The 14,997-nt window shown below is 62.1% G+C and carries 10 protein-coding genes; 5 read left to right on the top strand and 5 right to left on the bottom strand.

Going from position 1 to position 14,997, the window contains the following annotated elements; all coding sequences use genetic code 11:
• Positions 1-115: 115 nt before the first annotated feature.
• Positions 116-751 (top strand): superoxide dismutase, encoded by a 636-nt coding sequence (locus tag C7446_RS06230; RefSeq protein ID WP_121172227.1) that lies wholly within the window; start codon positions 116-118, stop codon positions 749-751.
• Positions 752-850: 99 nt separating this feature from the next.
• Here C7446_RS06230 and C7446_RS06225 read toward each other — a convergent pair whose 3' ends face one another.
• Positions 851-2,764, bottom strand: a complete 1,914-nt coding sequence (locus C7446_RS06225; RefSeq protein WP_245977723.1) for a hypothetical protein — start codon at positions 2,762-2,764, stop codon at positions 851-853.
• A 133-nt stretch (positions 2,765-2,897) separates the two neighbouring features.
• Here C7446_RS06225 and C7446_RS06220 point away from each other — a divergent pair, with 133 nt between their 5' ends.
• On the top strand, positions 2,898-4,727 hold the full coding sequence (locus C7446_RS06220; RefSeq protein ID WP_121172226.1) for an SEC-C domain-containing protein: 1,830 nt from the start codon (positions 2,898-2,900) through the stop codon (positions 4,725-4,727).
• 8 nt (positions 4,728-4,735) lie between these two features.
• Here the strand turns inward: C7446_RS06220 and C7446_RS06215 are convergent, their stop codons facing one another.
• Complete coding sequence (locus C7446_RS06215; RefSeq protein ID WP_245977722.1) at positions 4,736-5,950, bottom strand: AmpG family muropeptide MFS transporter; 1,215 nt, start codon at positions 5,948-5,950, stop codon at positions 4,736-4,738.
• Positions 5,951-6,097: 147 nt separating this feature from the next.
• On the opposite strand from C7446_RS06215, the gene rfaH reads away from it, so the two are divergent.
• Positions 6,098-6,616, top strand: coding sequence for a transcription/translation regulatory transformer protein RfaH (gene rfaH, locus C7446_RS06210; RefSeq protein WP_245977719.1), 519 nt, complete (start codon positions 6,098-6,100; stop codon positions 6,614-6,616).
• Positions 6,617-6,646: 30 nt separating this feature from the next.
• On the opposite strand, the gene C7446_RS06205 is transcribed toward rfaH, so the two are convergent.
• The 3 genes from C7446_RS06205 to C7446_RS06190 form a co-directional block, all read right to left on the bottom strand.
• Complete coding sequence (locus C7446_RS06205) at positions 6,647-7,204, bottom strand: lytic transglycosylase domain-containing protein (RefSeq protein WP_121172223.1); 558 nt, start codon at positions 7,202-7,204, stop codon at positions 6,647-6,649.
• Between the two features lie 25 nt (positions 7,205-7,229).
• Complete coding sequence (locus tag C7446_RS06200) at positions 7,230-8,936, bottom strand: proline--tRNA ligase (protein ID WP_121172222.1); 1,707 nt, start codon at positions 8,934-8,936, stop codon at positions 7,230-7,232.
• Positions 8,937-9,595: 659 nt separating this feature from the next.
• The gene (locus C7446_RS06190; RefSeq protein WP_121172220.1) at positions 9,596-10,198 is read right to left on the bottom strand and encodes an outer membrane beta-barrel protein; all 603 of its coding nucleotides are present in this window, start codon (positions 10,196-10,198) and stop codon (positions 9,596-9,598) included.
• Between the two features lie 295 nt (positions 10,199-10,493).
• Here C7446_RS06190 and C7446_RS06185 point away from each other — a divergent pair, with 295 nt between their 5' ends.
• Together C7446_RS06185 and C7446_RS06180 are read left to right on the top strand one after the other, a co-directional pair.
• Positions 10,494-11,114, top strand: coding sequence for a MiaE family protein (locus C7446_RS06185; RefSeq protein WP_121172219.1), 621 nt, complete (start codon positions 10,494-10,496; stop codon positions 11,112-11,114).
• A 30-nt stretch (positions 11,115-11,144) separates the two neighbouring features.
• Positions 11,145-14,996: an ATP-binding protein gene (locus tag C7446_RS06180; protein WP_121172218.1), complete on the top strand. Its 3,852-nt coding sequence runs from the start codon at positions 11,145-11,147 to the stop codon at positions 14,994-14,996.
• The last annotated feature ends 1 nt before the right edge of the window (position 14,997 follow it).

Here is a 14,997-nt window from a genome sequence, read left to right as displayed (position 1 = left end):
ACGGCAGTTTCGGCTGCGTATGCGGCGCAGCCCTTGCTACAGCCGTTGGACGTCAGGGTTCGAGGCGTCGTTTATCCATCCGCCTGCGGGCGGTTCAGCAAGAAGGAGTTCATCCATGGCTTATCAGCTTCCCGATCTGCCCTATGCGTTTGATGCGCTGGAACCCCATATCGATGCGCAGACCATGCAGATCCACCACGACAAGCACCACAACACCTACGTCACCAACGCCAATGCGGCGCTGGAGAAGCTGCCCGATGACCTGGCCGGTCTGTCGGCCGAAGAGCTGGTGCAGCAGCTTGATCGGGTACCGGAAGCACAGCGTACTGCAGTGCGCAACAATGCCGGTGGCCATGCCAACCACAGCCTGTTCTGGGAAATCATGACGCCCAATGCCAAGGGGCTGAAGGAATTCCCGACCCTGATGGGCGCCATCGAAAAGGCCTTCGGCAGCGTTGATGCCTTCGCCGAGAAGTTCGAAGCTGCTGCCAAGGGTCGTTTCGGCTCCGGCTGGGCTTGGCTTTGCGTCAAGAACGGCGAGCTGATGATCACCTCGACGGCCAATCAGGACAGCCCGCTGATGGCACAGGCCTACGGTGGTGCGGATGCCCAGCCGATCTTCGGTGTCGACGTCTGGGAGCATGCCTACTACCTCAACTACCAGAACCGTCGTCCTGACTACCTCAAGGCGTTCTGGAACGTGGTCAACTGGGCCGAAGTCGAGAAGCGTTACAACGCAGCCACGAGCTGATCGCTGATCGACGAATAGTGCCGAGCTCCCGGTGAGCTCGGCAGCATGATGACGGCGTGCCGGAATTTCCGGCACGCCGTTTTCTTTTCATGGCAGTACTCAGCCCAGCGCGCGGCGGGCGCGTACCAGTGCCCGATACCAGTGACGGGCTGGTGTGCCGATCAGTGGCGGCCGGTGGGTCAGCAGACTGATATTGCGATGCATGCGGGTGTCGTAATTGGACACCATGTTGAGCGTATTCTCCCGGGCGCCATAGGTATTCTTGAGAAACTCGATGGCCTCGGGTGGCAGGGCGACCCGGTAGTGTCGTACCAGCGCAACGGCCAGTGATTCGGCACTGCGTGAGAGATCCTCGTTGACTTCCTTGACCATGGCACTGCCCAGCGCCGCCTTGGCAGAGGCGGAGAGGTTGGGCTCGAGCTGACCGAAGTAGGCAGCATTGCTGGCATAGATGGCGCGCTGTACCTCGGGGCGAGAGAGCTGGATGTGGGGTTCAAGGGCAAGGGCGATTTCGATCGCCAGTCGCTTGGCGGCCTCGACGTCACCGGCATGATCCTGTGGCAGGGTGGTCTGATGCTCGAAGCGCCGATGCGGCAATCGGGTGTCACGCAGATGACGGAAGAGGTGCTTGCAGACCTGTGCCTTGGCGGCATCATCGAGTTCGATGCGTTTTTCCCGGATGCGCAGACCGCGACTGCCCGGGCCCACCTGCAGCCGGGTGGCGTCATCCGATTCGGTGTTGGTCATGCGGTCCCAGCGTTCCGACATGCGCAGCAGGCTGGCATGGTTGCGGCCCACCTGTTCGTAGGCTTCATGAACGCTGCGAAACAGTTTCAGTGCGTTGGTCAGGATATTGGCTCGATTGCGCAGTTCACCGCGCAGCCCTGTCTCTCCCTGACGTACCCGTGCTGCCAGCTGGTGAATCTGCTCGGCCAGGGCATCCATCGCTTCCCGGGAACGCTGGGCCAGTGCTTCGGCACGCAGTCCCTGAGCGGCATCTTCGACCAGGGTACCGGACTGTTCGGCAAGATAGACCGTCAGTGCCTTCAGACGCGACAGGCCGGTGGCCTGGCTGATGCGATAGCGTGAGCGGGACTCTTCAAGCGCATCAAGAGTGCGTGCCAGCTGCCAGCGTCCGCGGTATTCGAACGTCAGCATGGGAATTTCGCGGCCGCTGATCAGCTCGAAGGCCAGCAGGAGCACCTCTTCAACGTCCTGCAGGGTCATCAGCAGCTCGTTATCTTCCTCGATGGCCGCCATGATGCGTTCGATGAAGTTGTCATCGCGTGGCACCCCGTGGTGCAGGTTGGGCGCATGCCCGGCGAAGCGGTCGCGCAGCAGGGCGATCGCTTCCGGAGCAACCTCGGTCAGCTCGCTGAGCTGGGGGTCGATGGTATCCCGGTACAGCTCGATCATGTCCTGGATGCGGGCCTGCAGGCCAACGCGCCGATAGATGTCAATCTGGGCGATGATGCGAGCGCTGTCGCGATCATCGAGCAGTTCCAGTGCGGCCAGTTCGACGCCTTCCGGGGAGAGATCCTGCTTGCGCAACAGCATCGCCGCGGACTCCCGCCGTCGCGCTTCGCCTTCGAGGCTTTCGACAATCAGATTGCGGGTGGTGAGAATCAGCTCGGGCAGTTCGTCGATGACATGCGAGATCTTGTCGGCAGTACGTTCATACTGACGGCCGCGGGTGAGATGATAGACAAGGTTGGCAATGATGCCGGCGACACCGGTGATCACCGTATACGAGATGAAGAAGATGTAGTTCTCCATCGATGGCGCCTTGCCGTATCCCAGCAGATAGCCGCCCCAGGCACCGATCAGGGTAACCGGACCGGCTGTCCAGAGGATCTGCAGGGTGCTGACCGACCAGGGCACCTTTTCAACGGCTGCCGTGATGCGTCGGATCTCGTTGCGACCCTCGCGTTCCAGCCGGATCTGGGCGATATCCTCGCTGTCACTGTTACGGTTGCGACGGGGGCGTCGGAATAGAACAAACGGAGACTGCACGGCATTACCTGATGCGCTGTCGACGGGCGGGCACAAGGTATCACTGGCCTGCGCAGTGAACCAGTCATAGCGCTGTTCGACCGGCATGTTACGATGCGGGGAAAGGCTTGAGTGGCTGGCGGGGAGTGCCTGAATGCTTGCAGAGTGGGTGGATCTGTTACTGGGATATGCCAGCGGGGCACTGGATAGCATCCGCGAGGATGAAAGCTATCCATCGCTGATGCACTGGGCCCGCCATGAGGGGAGTGCGCTGGTAGGCGGCGATCTGGCGCTGGCCCAGGCGCTGGCGCCTGAGTTGTGGAACCAGACACCCCTGTTACGTGAAGATTTCGCCAGCGAGCCGCTGGCGCGGCCCGGGCCCGAGGAACCCTGCTGGTGCGATTCGGGGCGGCGCCATCGCGACTGCTGCCAGCAGGTAACGCTGCCCGGTCCGCTGCCAGCGCATCTGATGTGGATGCTGTCGCTGCGCCGCTGGCGGGGCAATACCCTGCGTCGGGCGCTGCAGTTTCCGGAGGTGCCGGCCCAGGCACTGCTCGAGGCCGGTATCATTACCGCTGAGAACGGCCAGCCGGGACGTGCCCAGCTGATTCTTGAAGTGTTTTTCAAGTGTCCTGACTGGTGCGGCATGCCGGAGCAGTCGGAACCTGCACTGGAACTGCTGACCGACCTTTACCAGGAACGCGGCTTCAATCGCAAGAAGACGGCCCTGCTGGACAGCGCCGTTGATCACGGGCCGCCCTTCCTGCGCGGTGCGGCGCTTGAGCGTCAGTGTCTGATGTATCTGGACAGTGACGATCTCGGCAATGCCCGACAGACCTTTCTGCGGGCCCTGCAGACCCTGCCCAACGCGCCTGCCCTGGCATGGCTGGAAATCATGCTGTTGCTGCACGAGGGCCATGAGGGCGAGGCAAAGGAGCGAGCCGGTTTCTGGTACCGTCGCCTGTCACGACGTGACGATATCGAGGGCGAGCAGCTGGCCTTTCTGGAAGAACTGGCGGCCAATCCTGCTGCTGCCCTGGCTGAGCAGATGATCCACTCCGAAGAGGAGCTGGCACTGCCGCTGAGTGATCTGCAGGAGATGCTGGGGCAGCTTGGGCCGGCGCCGCCATTATCGCTTGCGGTCAATGCCGAAGAGCGGCTGGAGTATCATTTCGATGATATCGATATCGCTCATTACGAGGCCTGGCAGGGGGTCTTTCGTGCCATGTCGGGTGATGAGTACGAGCTGGAGCCCGGACAGGATGTCTGGGGCCATGCCGGTGACTGGCTGGACGCACTCTTGCGTCATCCCGGCTGGCTGGCGTCTCCGCCGATTCTGGAAGAGCTGGCCATGGCACTGACCAGCCGCATGGGCAATCTGCCCTGGATGGCTGCCCCCTTTTTTACACCGCTGCATGAGCGGTTGTCACAATGGCTGACCGTGATCGAGCGCAGCGGCCGCCGGTTCCTGTTTGCCGAGGGCAATAACGCCACGCTGTTCCGCCTTGGTCTGGCACTGATTCTCGGGCTTGAACGTGGCAGTGGGGAGCGTGCCCGAACGCTGGCGGAAAGGTTGCTGGCGCTTGATGGGAGTGATCCGCTTGGCCTGCGGGAAGTACTGCTCGAGCAGCTGTTGCGGGCGGGACACAATCAGGAAGCGGTACGCATGAGTGAAGCCATGGCGGCCCGGCAGGCCGGGGAAGAACAGCAGTGGCTGGGACTGCTGATCGGTCAGGCACTGGCGCTTTACCGTCTGGCGCGAGAAGAGGAGGCGCTCGAAATACTCGAGCGGGTCAACGAGGTGAACCCGTATATTCTTTCGCTACTGACCCGGGATAATCCGCGACGTGAACCGGCAAGCGAGGATACGCCGCTTCCCGGTTCACGCGCCGAGGCCTGGCAGTATCGGGTGCTGATGCGCGAGCAGTGGATTTCCACTCCCGGTGCGCTGGCATGGCTGACCCGGGCCCTGCGAACCGGCTAGCGGGGCGTTCACTCAATTGCTTCTGCCGGTTGGTCATGCTGGCGACCGGCTTCAAGCTGGTCACGCCATTCGCGGAAGCGCCACAGCATGGCCAGGCCCGGCAGGGCCGCCAGGGTGCAGATCAGGAAAAACAGGTCCCAGCCCACGGCGTCTGCCAGTACACCGCTGGGCGAGGCAATGATGACCCGCGGCAGCCCCATGATCGAGGAGAGCAGCGCATACTGGCCGGCCGTGAAGCGCTTGTCGGTCAGCGCTGCCATGAAGGCGACGAAGGCGGCCGTGCCCATGCCCGCGGCGAGGTTTTCGAAGCTGACGACTGCAGCCAGGGCGGTCAGCGAGTGTCCGACATGATTGAGCCAGATGAACCCTGCAGTGGAGACCATCTGCAGCAGCCCGAACCACCATAGTGAGCGGTAGATGCCCAGCCGGACGATCAGCGCCCCGCCCAGCATGGTGCCCGCCATGATCATCCAGACGCCGAACAGCTTGACGGTGGTGCCGATCTCGGTATTGGAAAAACCGATTTCCTTGTAGAAGGGGATGGTGAGATTGGTGGCCACGGAGTCGCCCAGCTTGTAAAGCAGGATGAACAGCAGCAGCCACCAGGCCCCCGATCGATCAAGAAAGTTGCGAATCGGCTCCAGGAAGGTATTGCGCCAGTCCAGTGACGTGTCGGGCTGTGCGGCTGTCGGTTCGGGAGCCAGCAGGGTGATCAGGATGCAGCCCCCCAGCAGCAGGCCCATGATCAGATAGGTCGTCTGAAAACCGACCTGATCGGCCAGCATCAGACCGGCGCCGGAAGCAATCAGGGTGCCGATACGGTAGCCGTAGACATAAAAGCTTGACCCCAGACCCAGCTCGCGCTCCGGCAGATGTTCCCGTCGATAGGCGTCGATGACGATATCCTGACTGGCACTGAAGAAGCTGACCAGCAGCGCCATCACGCCTACCGCCAGCGGCAGATGACCGGGGTCAAACATGCTCAGCAGCATGATCAACAGGGCCAGTACGAACTGAATCAGGCTCAGCCAGCCGCGCCGGCGGCCCATGAGTGGCGGTGGCAGTCGATCGAGCAGCGGCGCCCAGAGAAATTTCAGGGTATAGGGAATCCCGACCAGTGCCAGCACGCCCACGGCATCCAGCGAGACCCCGGCATCGGTCATCCAGGCCTGCATGACGCTGCCTGTCAGCAGCAGCGGGAGGCCGGAGGCCAGTCCCATCATGAACGTGATACCATGCCGGATTACGACGGCTTTCAATGAGCGTGCTGAAATCAAGGTGTGTCGTCCGATCCTTTGATACATGGGTGACGGCGGGGCCGTTGATTCTCGCAGAGCCGCAGGCGTCAGGCCATATCAGGAGGCATCCCCTTGAGCACCGCCGATATCGAGCAGCCCCGTTGGTATGCCATCCAGTGCAAGGGTGGAGAGTCCTTTCGTGCTGCAGAACACCTGACCCGCCAGGGCTATCAGCTGTTTCATCCGGTGATCGATATCGAACGTCGCCAGCGGGGACGCATCAGGACGGTGCGTGAACCGCTCTTTCCCTGGTATCTGTTCATTCGTCTCGATCGTCTCTCCGACAATTGGCGTCCGATTCGTTCCACACGTGGGGTGCTGAAGCTGGTGGCCTTCGGTAATGAACCGACACCGATCCCTGATGAGTTGATCGACACCCTGCGCCATCACGCCCGGAGCGTGGACGAAGAGGGCCGCGAGCACTACTTCCGCCCTGGTGATCGGATCGAGATCACCGAGGGGCCCTTTCGCGAGATGGAAGGGGTGTTTTTCGATCGCAAGGGAGAGGAGCGTGTCATCGTGCTGCTCAATATCCTGCAGCGGGAGCATCAGATGCAGTTTTCGATCGGACAGGTGCGGCGTTCCCTCTGAGCCTCGGCATCCGATCCCGGGCCCGGGCAGTCAGCGTTCGAGCCACCATCGGCTGGTCCAGGCCTGCATGACCCGTTCCGGGTAGTCGGTTCGACCGAGACTGCCGTTGTAGCGTGCCAGGGCTCGTGTCAGGTCGTGATGTTCGTCCTGCAGGTACCAGGCCAGGATCGTGCAGCCGTAGCGCAGATTGGTGGCAGGGTCGCTCAGATCATCCCCCGGGCGCCCGATCTCCCGTTTCCAGAAGGGCATGACCTGCATCAGCCCCCGGGCGCCGGCCGTCGACACGGCCTCGGCATCGAACCGGCTCTCGACCTGAATCAGGGCCAGAATCAGCTGCGGGTCCAGTTGCGTGCGCCAGGCCTGACGCCGCAGCAGTTCCAGCAGCTTCAGGCGCTGTTGAGTCTCCGGCAGAAAATCGCTCAGCCGATGCTGCATGTCCATCAGCCAGACTTCCGCGGCATAGTGATCACGAAAGCCGTGATCGGAGGCCAGGGTCTGTTTGAGGGTCTGCAGCAGCTCTCGGGGGATGTCGGCAGGGGGCATGGTCGCCGCCATGCCCCGGACGGGCAGCAACAGCAGCGCGGCCATCAGCCCCGCTGCCGGCCAGGGGAGGTCATGCCAGTTTCGTACGCAACATCTCCACCACGTCTGCACGTGGCACCATGGTGACGTCATCGTCCCGGCGCCCCTTGTACTCGAGTTCATCGTTGTTGAGACCGCGATCACCGATCACGATGCGATGCGGGATCCCGATCAGTTCCAGGTCGGCAAACCTGACGCCGGGGCGTTCGTCGCGGTCATCCAGCAACACCTCGAAACCGGCTTCGGTCAGGCTGGCATAGAGCCGTTCGGCTTCGTTGCGCACCGCTTCCGACTTGTGGGCATTCATCGGCACCAGCGCTACCTGATAGGGGGCCAGGGGGGCCGGCCAGGTAATGCCGCGCTCGTCATGATGCTGTTCGATGGCGGCAGCGACCACCCGGGTCACGCCGATGCCATAACAGCCCATCAGCAGGGGGACGGCCCGACCGTTCTCATCCAGTACGGTAGCGTTCATGGCTTCCGAATACTTGGTACCCAGCTGGAAGACATGGCCGACTTCGATGCCGCGGGCGATGGCAAGCGTGCCCTGACCATCCGGCGATGGATCACCTTCCACCACATTGCGAATGTCGGCGACCTTCGGCAACGGCAGATCGCGCTCCCAGTTGATGCCGAACCAGTGCTGATCATCGGTATTGGCTCCGGCGCCGAAGTCGCTCATCATGGCGACGCTGCGATCGATCACGAGCGGCATGCCGATTCCGATCGGGCCAAGGGAGCCGGGGCCGGCGCCGACCGCTGCCCGGATCTCGGCTTCACCGGCCATGGTCAGCGGAGTGGCTACTTCCGGCAGGTGCTCGGCCTTGACCTCGTTGAGGGTATGATCGCCGCGCACCAGCAGCGCGACCAGACCGCCCTCGGCACCGTGCACCACCAGCGTCTTGATCGTCTTCTCGATCGGCAGGTCAAAGCCCTCTACCAGTGCGGCAATGGTGCGCACATCGGGGGTGTCGACCCGGCGAAGCTGCTGGACCGGCGCTGCCCGTTCCTGCTCGCGAGGCACGGCTTCCGCCTTCTCGATGTTGGCGGCATAGTCCGAGCCGGTAGAGAAGATCACGGCATCCTCACCGGACTCCGCCAGCACCTGAAACTCGTGTGACCCGGAACCGCCGATATCGCCGTTATCGGCCTGGACGGCACGAAAATCCAGTCCCAGCCGAGTGAATATCCGGACGTAGGCGTCGTACATGGCCTGGTAGGAACGTGCCATGCCGGCTTCATCGACATCGAAGGAGTAGGCATCCTTCATGATGAATTCGCGGGCGCGCATGACGCCGAAGCGGGGCCGGGTCTCGTCGCGGAACTTGGTCTGGACCTGGTAGAAGTTCGACGGCAGCTGACGATAGGAGCGGATCTCGTTGCGTACCAGATCGGTGATGACTTCCTCGTGGGTCGGCCCGTAGCAGAAGTCACGTTCGTGCCGGTCCCGGATTCTCAGCAGCAGGTTGCCGTACTGATCCCAGCGGCCGGATTCCTGCCACAGTTCGGCAGGCTGAATCGATGGCATCAGCACTTCCTGGGCGCCGGCACGATCCATCTCTTCGCGGATGACCTGTTCGACCTTGTGCAGGGTTCGAAGTCCCAGCGGCAGCCAGGTGTACAGTCCGGACGAAAGACGACGGATCAGGCCGGCGCGCAGCATCAGCTGATGACTGGCAATCTCGGCATCAGCAGGGGTTTCCTTGAGGGTTGAAAGCAGCAATTGACTGGCGCGCATGGGTCCGCGAATTCCCCGATTCTTTGATGGTGGGCTGACTGGTCGGTGTCGGCATCGACGCAATGCCCGCTATTGTACGGTCAACCACAGAGGCCCGGCAAAGTATGGTCCGATTCGGGTTGTCCCGGCGGTTTGCCGGTGCCGGTCACCCTGCCGGCATGCTCGAGGCCGACCGGAACGGCAAGGCAGGGATGACGGAAGGGAAATGACAGCGTCCGGACCGGCTTTCATGCTCTACTGTGGAAGGGCAGCGTCATGAAATCGACAGGGGGTGCACCGGATCTGTGCCCGAAAGCTTGCATGGCGCCTGCACTGACAGACAATGAGCAGGGGAGCCGAGCACATGAAGAAGTGGTATGTAACGGGATGCCTGTTGCTGACGCTGAGTGGTTGCGTGGGCCAGGAGCCGGTCATGATCGGGGATGATACGGACCTGCGCATGACACCCCCCAGGGTCAACGATCAGGGATACGAGAACGGTACCGGGCCCTGTGTGCCGCAGCCGGTGGATAGCAGACGGGATTGCTGAACACGGTCGAGTCCGCAGGGTGGTTGCCGAGTCGCAATATCAGGCGAAAAAAAGGGCGTGAAGCCTGTCTTCACGCCCTTGCGGGAGATGGAGCAGCCAGGCTGCTCCATCCTTGCCCTGAGCGGGCTGTTCAGAACTGCACGCCCACCGAGGCCATGGTGGTGTCGAGCTTGAAGTCGCTGTCGAGGTCGTAGCGCGTGTATTCGAGACGACCGAAGAGCGGCATGGTTTCGCTGAACTGATACTTCAGGCCGAGACCGTAGATCGGATCGGTGCCGTATTCGTTGGAGACGTCGCTGCCATCGGCGAAGTTGCCGCGGCCATTGGCCTTCCAGTAGGCAGCACCCACGCGGGCATAGCCGCTCAGGCCGTTCCAGATCGGCAGCTCGCCAAGGGCGCTGAGGGTGTAGGCCTTGGTCTGGTAACCGCCGTCCTCACCACCACCGGTGAAGCCGATCTTGCCGAAGTCGGTATAGCCGATCTCGGTGGAGAACCAGTCATTGTACTTGTAGCCGATGAAGGCGTTCTGAGCTGCATCGTTGTTGTCATCCACACGGCTACTGGGGCCATCGTTGCCGCCGAAATCCTGGGGATCCCAGTCGTGGGAAATGGTGTTACCGACGCCGACCCCGGAATAGATTCCGCTCGAGGTGTCATCAGCGGCGTTGGCGAGGGGGGCTGCCAGCAGTGAAGTGGCCAGCAGCGGAGCGGTCGCGAGCGCAATACGTTTCATTGATGATCTCCTTGCTTTGATTCTACAAGACCAGGCGTCCTGCCATGAGAAACATTGCGTTTATGTGAACAGCGTTTCAAAACCATTTTTTAACACTGTTTTTGCTGCCGAGTAAAGTGTAGAAGGGTGATGTTTGGTTTGTGAATCCGAAGCAGTGTTACTTCAGGCTGACGTAACGCAGGGATGCCGGGGAATTGCGGTCGTCGGTAACCGGGGTGGCGGTTAGAATGGCATCATCACGGTCATATCGGCCGAGCCCGATACGGATCGAGGTCCGGTAACAGGAAGAACCCCCATGAATGATGACGTAACCCTGCCCGACAGCCTGCTGACGTTTCTGCCCTGCCGCACGCCTGCAGCCTGGGTCAGCGAGGCGCTGCAGCACGAGCGGCTGTTGCTGATCGATCACGCCCAGTGCGAAAAGAAGGCTGCATCCACTGCCATGAACCTGATGTTCCGCTATGTGGATCATCCCGATCTGCTGACCAGCATGTCCCAGCTGGCACGCGAGGAGCTGCTGCATTTCGAGCAGGTGGTCAAGCTGATGCGTCAGCGCAACATCGATTATGAACATATCGGGGCCTCCCGCTATGCCGAGGGCCTGCGTCAGCACATGCGCCGTGAAGAGCCGGGGCGGCTGATAGACCTGCTCATCATCGGGGCCTTCATCGAGGCCCGGTCATGCGAGCGCTTCGCGGCGCTGATTCCTCATCTGGATCATGAGCTGGCGCGTTTCTATCGTGCACTGGTCAAGTCGGAAGGGCGGCATTTCGAGGATTATCTGGCACTTGCGGAGCAATATGCGGCAGCCCCCATCGAGCAGCGGGTACAGTTCTTTGCAGAGTGCGAACGTCAGCTGATCGAGTCCGAGGATCAGGAGTTCCGTTTTCACAGCGGTGTACCCGTCCATGCCTGAGGCGCACCGGCCGAGGGGTCGAAGATCGACATGAGCGGGTCACGGCCGCCGGTTTCGCTGCGTATCACCCTGCTGGGCACCGCCGTCGAGGCGGAAAACGGCGAGGGGGCGGTAGATTTCGGCTATGACAAGGTGCGCGCGCTGCTGGTGTACCTGCTGCTGCAGCCACCGCCGGTCGAGCGTGTCGAACTGGCGAGACTGTTGTGGCCGGAGCATCAGGTCAGCAGTGCTCGTAACAATCTGCGTCATGCCCTGCACACGCTGCGCCGGGTACTGGGTGCGGAGTTCGAGCGTCAGCTGGGTGTTACACGCAACACGATCCGGCTGGAAATACCCGTCCACTGGCGGCTCGATACCGGCATGCTCGAGGCACTGCTCGAACAGCCTGCTAGCGCAACGCGCTTGAATGAAGTGCTCAAGCTTTACCATGGCGAGCCGGCCGCCGCGCTGAGGCTGAACCAGTGCGCCGAATTCCGGGGCTGGCTGTTGCAGCAGCAGCATCGATGCCGTCAGCGGGTGCTGGAGTTCGCCGAACGGGTGCTGGCATCTCAGCAGACGCATTCGCTGGCCCAGCTCAGGCATCTGGCCGAGCGATTCAGCGATCATACGCCATTCCATCAGCGTCTGATCAGTGAGTTGCTGGCAGCAGGGCACAAGGCCTCCGCACAGGCCCATCATGATGCCCATCTGCAGCAGCTGGAACTGCTCGGTCGTCAGCCCCCCGAGGAATTCACCAGCCTGCGCCAGGCGGCTCATGATGAACCTTCGGCAGTCGTCCCGGAATTTCTGGATAACGCGCTTCCCGGCCAGGGCAACATCCCGAGCGAAGCCGAGCTGGATCATCGTCAGGTGACGGTGCTGGCCATGCGTCTGACATTTCGTGAGATCGGAGAGGTTGACCGCCACTGGGAACTTGACGTGATGCTGCTGCTGCGCGATCTGATGGCGTGGCTGGAGCAGCGGTGTCGAGCGCTCGGAGGGCACTGGGTCCGGGGCAGTACCGCGGGTATCGGCATGGCGTGTTTCGGGACCCATGGGCCGGCGCGTCAGCTGATGGAACTGGTAGCGCTCCATGAACGCTGCCGAATGGATCTGATGACAGAAGTCGGCAGGCGCTGGCCGGCCGATGGCACCTCCCTGCCGGATTTTGAACTCTCGGCGGGATTGCACAGTGGGCGGGTCCTGTACATGCCCGAACGCCGGCTGATCGATCCGTTGGGGCAGGTCACCCAGTCAGCGCTGGAGCTGCTGTATGCCGCCCGTGAGGGTGAGCTGGTGCTTTCCCGGCTGGCCAGTCAGCACATGCCACCGGCAATTGACCTGCAGCCGCGGCTGCAGACGCGGACCGTGACACTGGATGATGAGGTCAGGCTCAACGCCCTGAAGCTTGCCGAAGCGAAGGATGTTGATACCTCCCTGCCGGAGCTGCACTGCCGGGATCATGAACGCCATGAGCTTCGTGAGGCCCTTGACCGGGTAGAGCTCGGGGTGCGACAGAATGTGCTGATTCGCGGTGCTGCCGGCATGGGCAAGAGCGCGCTGATGGTGAATTTTCGTCAGGTCGAATGCAGTCAGCACGTGACGCTTTTCTGGCTGGCGGCGACCCGGCTCTCCCAGCAGGAACCCTGTCATCTGGTAACCTCGCTGCTGCGTTGGCAGCTGGGCGAGGCGCTTGCGGAGGAGGTGCTGGATCAGTGGATGACGAGGCATCTGACCGGCTGGTGGGATGAGCGCCGACGGGCACGTCTGAGAGCCATACTGATGCCCGAGCTGCACAAGCCCGGGGAGTACGGTGGCGAGGCGCTCGAGCTGATGACCCGCCTGGTGCTGACCCTGCTGAGCATCGGATCCGGGCGTACGCTGGTGGTCATGATCGATGACCTGCAGTGGCTTGATGAGGCCTCGCGCGGCGTGCTGAGCAGGGTGCAGACCCGGCTGCCGATCAACTCCCGCGTCATGCTGGTAGCCAGTCAGGGCAGCCAGGACCTGGTTACCTCCCGTTCCGGCTGGGATTGCCAGATCAACCTGCAGCCGCTGGATACCGTTCAGAGTCGAGTGCTGCTGTCACGGCTTTCGCAGCGTTGCGGCATCCGTACGGATGAAGTCTCGTGCCGGCGTCTGATCGAGCGCAGTGGCGGGGTGCCACTCTATCTGTGTGAGCTGTATCGCTGGTTTGTCCATGATCGCGATGTCGGACACCCCCAGCAGCTGGAAGCCCTGCCCGGAGGGCTGCACGGCCTGCTGTCGGGCAGGATCGATCAGCTGGATGTCCATCGTCGTGTCGCCCATGTTGCGGCAGTGCTGGGCGTGCAGTTTAGTCTTGATGTGCTGCGGGAGTGTCTGGGTCCCGGGAATTCCGCCTTCCTGCGGGAAGGCATCCGGCGGATGCAGCACCTCGAGATCATCACCTCATGCTCTGTCGCTACGGAGTTCGATTACCGTTTTACCAATCAGCTGTTACAGGAGGTTGCCTATCATGATTGTCCGATCGAAACGCGGCGACAGACCCACCATCATCTGATCGGCTATCTCGAGCAGCATCAGCCTGAATGGCTGAGTCGATATCCAGGCCATTTCGCCCAGCATCTGCAGCGCAGTGGTGCCGGTCAGCGGGCGGCTCGTTACTATCTGCTGGCCGCCCGTGAGGCGCTGGCGCGGGCGGCACTGAGCATGGCGCTGCGGATGACCGAGCGGGGGCTGGAGTGTCTGACCAACAGTGCCGTGCAGGGGCCCCGTCTGACACTGCTGATACTGCGCGCCAGACTCGGCTTTGCTCTCGAGGGACATGTTTCGAATATTGCGGTCCAGAGCCTGGTGGAGGCACGCAGGCGAAGCGAGATGGCGGGAGATGACAGGGATCCGGAACAGCAGTTCATGATCTGCTGGGGAGTATGGCTGGTTTTCAGCACTCGGCTGCGACTGAAAAGCAGTCGTGCCATGCTCGGGCACCTGCAGCAGCTGTCAGCGCAGCTCGACAGGCCCTGTTATCGCTATCTCACGGAATATGCCCGGGGCTATGTCGATTACTGGGGAGGCAGCCTGCACCAGGCCAGCCGTCGTTTCGAATCGCTGGACCTGCTGCATCAGGTATCGTTACCCGATGAGCTGCCGTGGAGCGAGCATCCCCGGGCGTGTGCCTGTGGCTATCGGGCGATGACATGCTGCATGCGGGGCGAGTATCAGCAGGCCGTGCTGTGGATCGAATCCGCCGTACGGCTGGCCGAGTCACTGGAGCATTCACGGACCCGGGCGCTGGTCCTGATCCGGGCTGCCGTGCTTTATCGTCATCTGGGCATGCCTGACGAGGTCCGGGCGCGAGCCAATGAAGTCATGGCTCTGACAGAGCATGAAGAGGGAATGCTCTGGCAGCATCATGCTCACTGCATCCTCGAGTGGTGCCGTATCCGCCAGGGCGAACAGCTTTCCGCGGAGCCACTGGAGGCGGCAATGGGCGAGATTGCCATGCAGGTCGGTCATGAAGTGCCGGACCATCCGATTGTCTGGTATATCGAGGGGTGTCTGCTGCTCGGGGAGGGAGAGCGTGCAGCGGATTACCTGCGCCGTCATCTGGCGGCTGCCCAGGAGCATGATCTGCTCTATCTGGCGGAGTTGTTACTGCTGGCGGCACGTCTGGATCAGCAGCAGGGGGCCGGAAATCGGACAGGATGGCTGCTGGATCAGGCCATGTCGGCGGCACGTCGTCATGGTTCGCTGCATGGTGAACTGATGACGCTGGAGTGGCGTATCCGGCTGGAAGGGAGCGCACGCTGGCAACCGGTCCTGACCGAGCGACTGAAGGCGCTTGGTCCGCGTGATCGGGCGGTGCCCGAACGCTGGCGGCAATGGCCCGGCGGCCAGTCGCTGCCGGGCGATCGGTACTGAT

The sequence above is a fragment of the Kushneria sinocarnis genome, from assembly GCF_003633775.1.
Taxonomy (GTDB): domain Bacteria; phylum Pseudomonadota; class Gammaproteobacteria; order Pseudomonadales; family Halomonadaceae; genus Kushneria; species Kushneria sinocarnis.
Note: the sequence above shows the minus strand (reverse complement) of the source record. Positions and strands in the feature narration are given on the sequence as shown.

What these genes read in the sequence shown, in the direction of transcription:
- C7446_RS06230 (WP_121172227.1), top strand. Translation starts at nt 116, where the DNA reads ATGGCTTATCAGCTTCCCGATCTGCCCTATGCGTTTGATGCGCTGGAA.
- C7446_RS06220 (WP_121172226.1), top strand. Translation starts at nt 2,898, where the DNA reads ATGCTTGCAGAGTGGGTGGATCTGTTACTGGGATATGCCAGCGGGGCA.
- C7446_RS06215 (WP_245977722.1), bottom strand. Translation starts at nt 5,950, where the DNA reads ATGATGGGACTGGCCTCCGGCCTCCCGCTGCTGCTGACAGGCAGCGTC.
- C7446_RS06205 (WP_121172223.1), bottom strand. Translation starts at nt 7,204, where the DNA reads ATGGCCGCGCTGCTGTTGCTGCCCGTCCGGGGCATGGCGGCGACCATG.
- C7446_RS06200 (WP_121172222.1), bottom strand. Translation starts at nt 8,936, where the DNA reads ATGCGCGCCAGTCAATTGCTGCTTTCAACCCTCAAGGAAACCCCTGCT.
- C7446_RS06190 (WP_121172220.1), bottom strand. Translation starts at nt 10,198, where the DNA reads ATGAAACGTATTGCGCTCGCGACCGCTCCGCTGCTGGCCACTTCACTG.
- C7446_RS06185 (WP_121172219.1), top strand. Translation starts at nt 10,494, where the DNA reads ATGAATGATGACGTAACCCTGCCCGACAGCCTGCTGACGTTTCTGCCC.
- C7446_RS06180 (WP_121172218.1), top strand. Translation starts at nt 11,145, where the DNA reads ATGAGCGGGTCACGGCCGCCGGTTTCGCTGCGTATCACCCTGCTGGGC.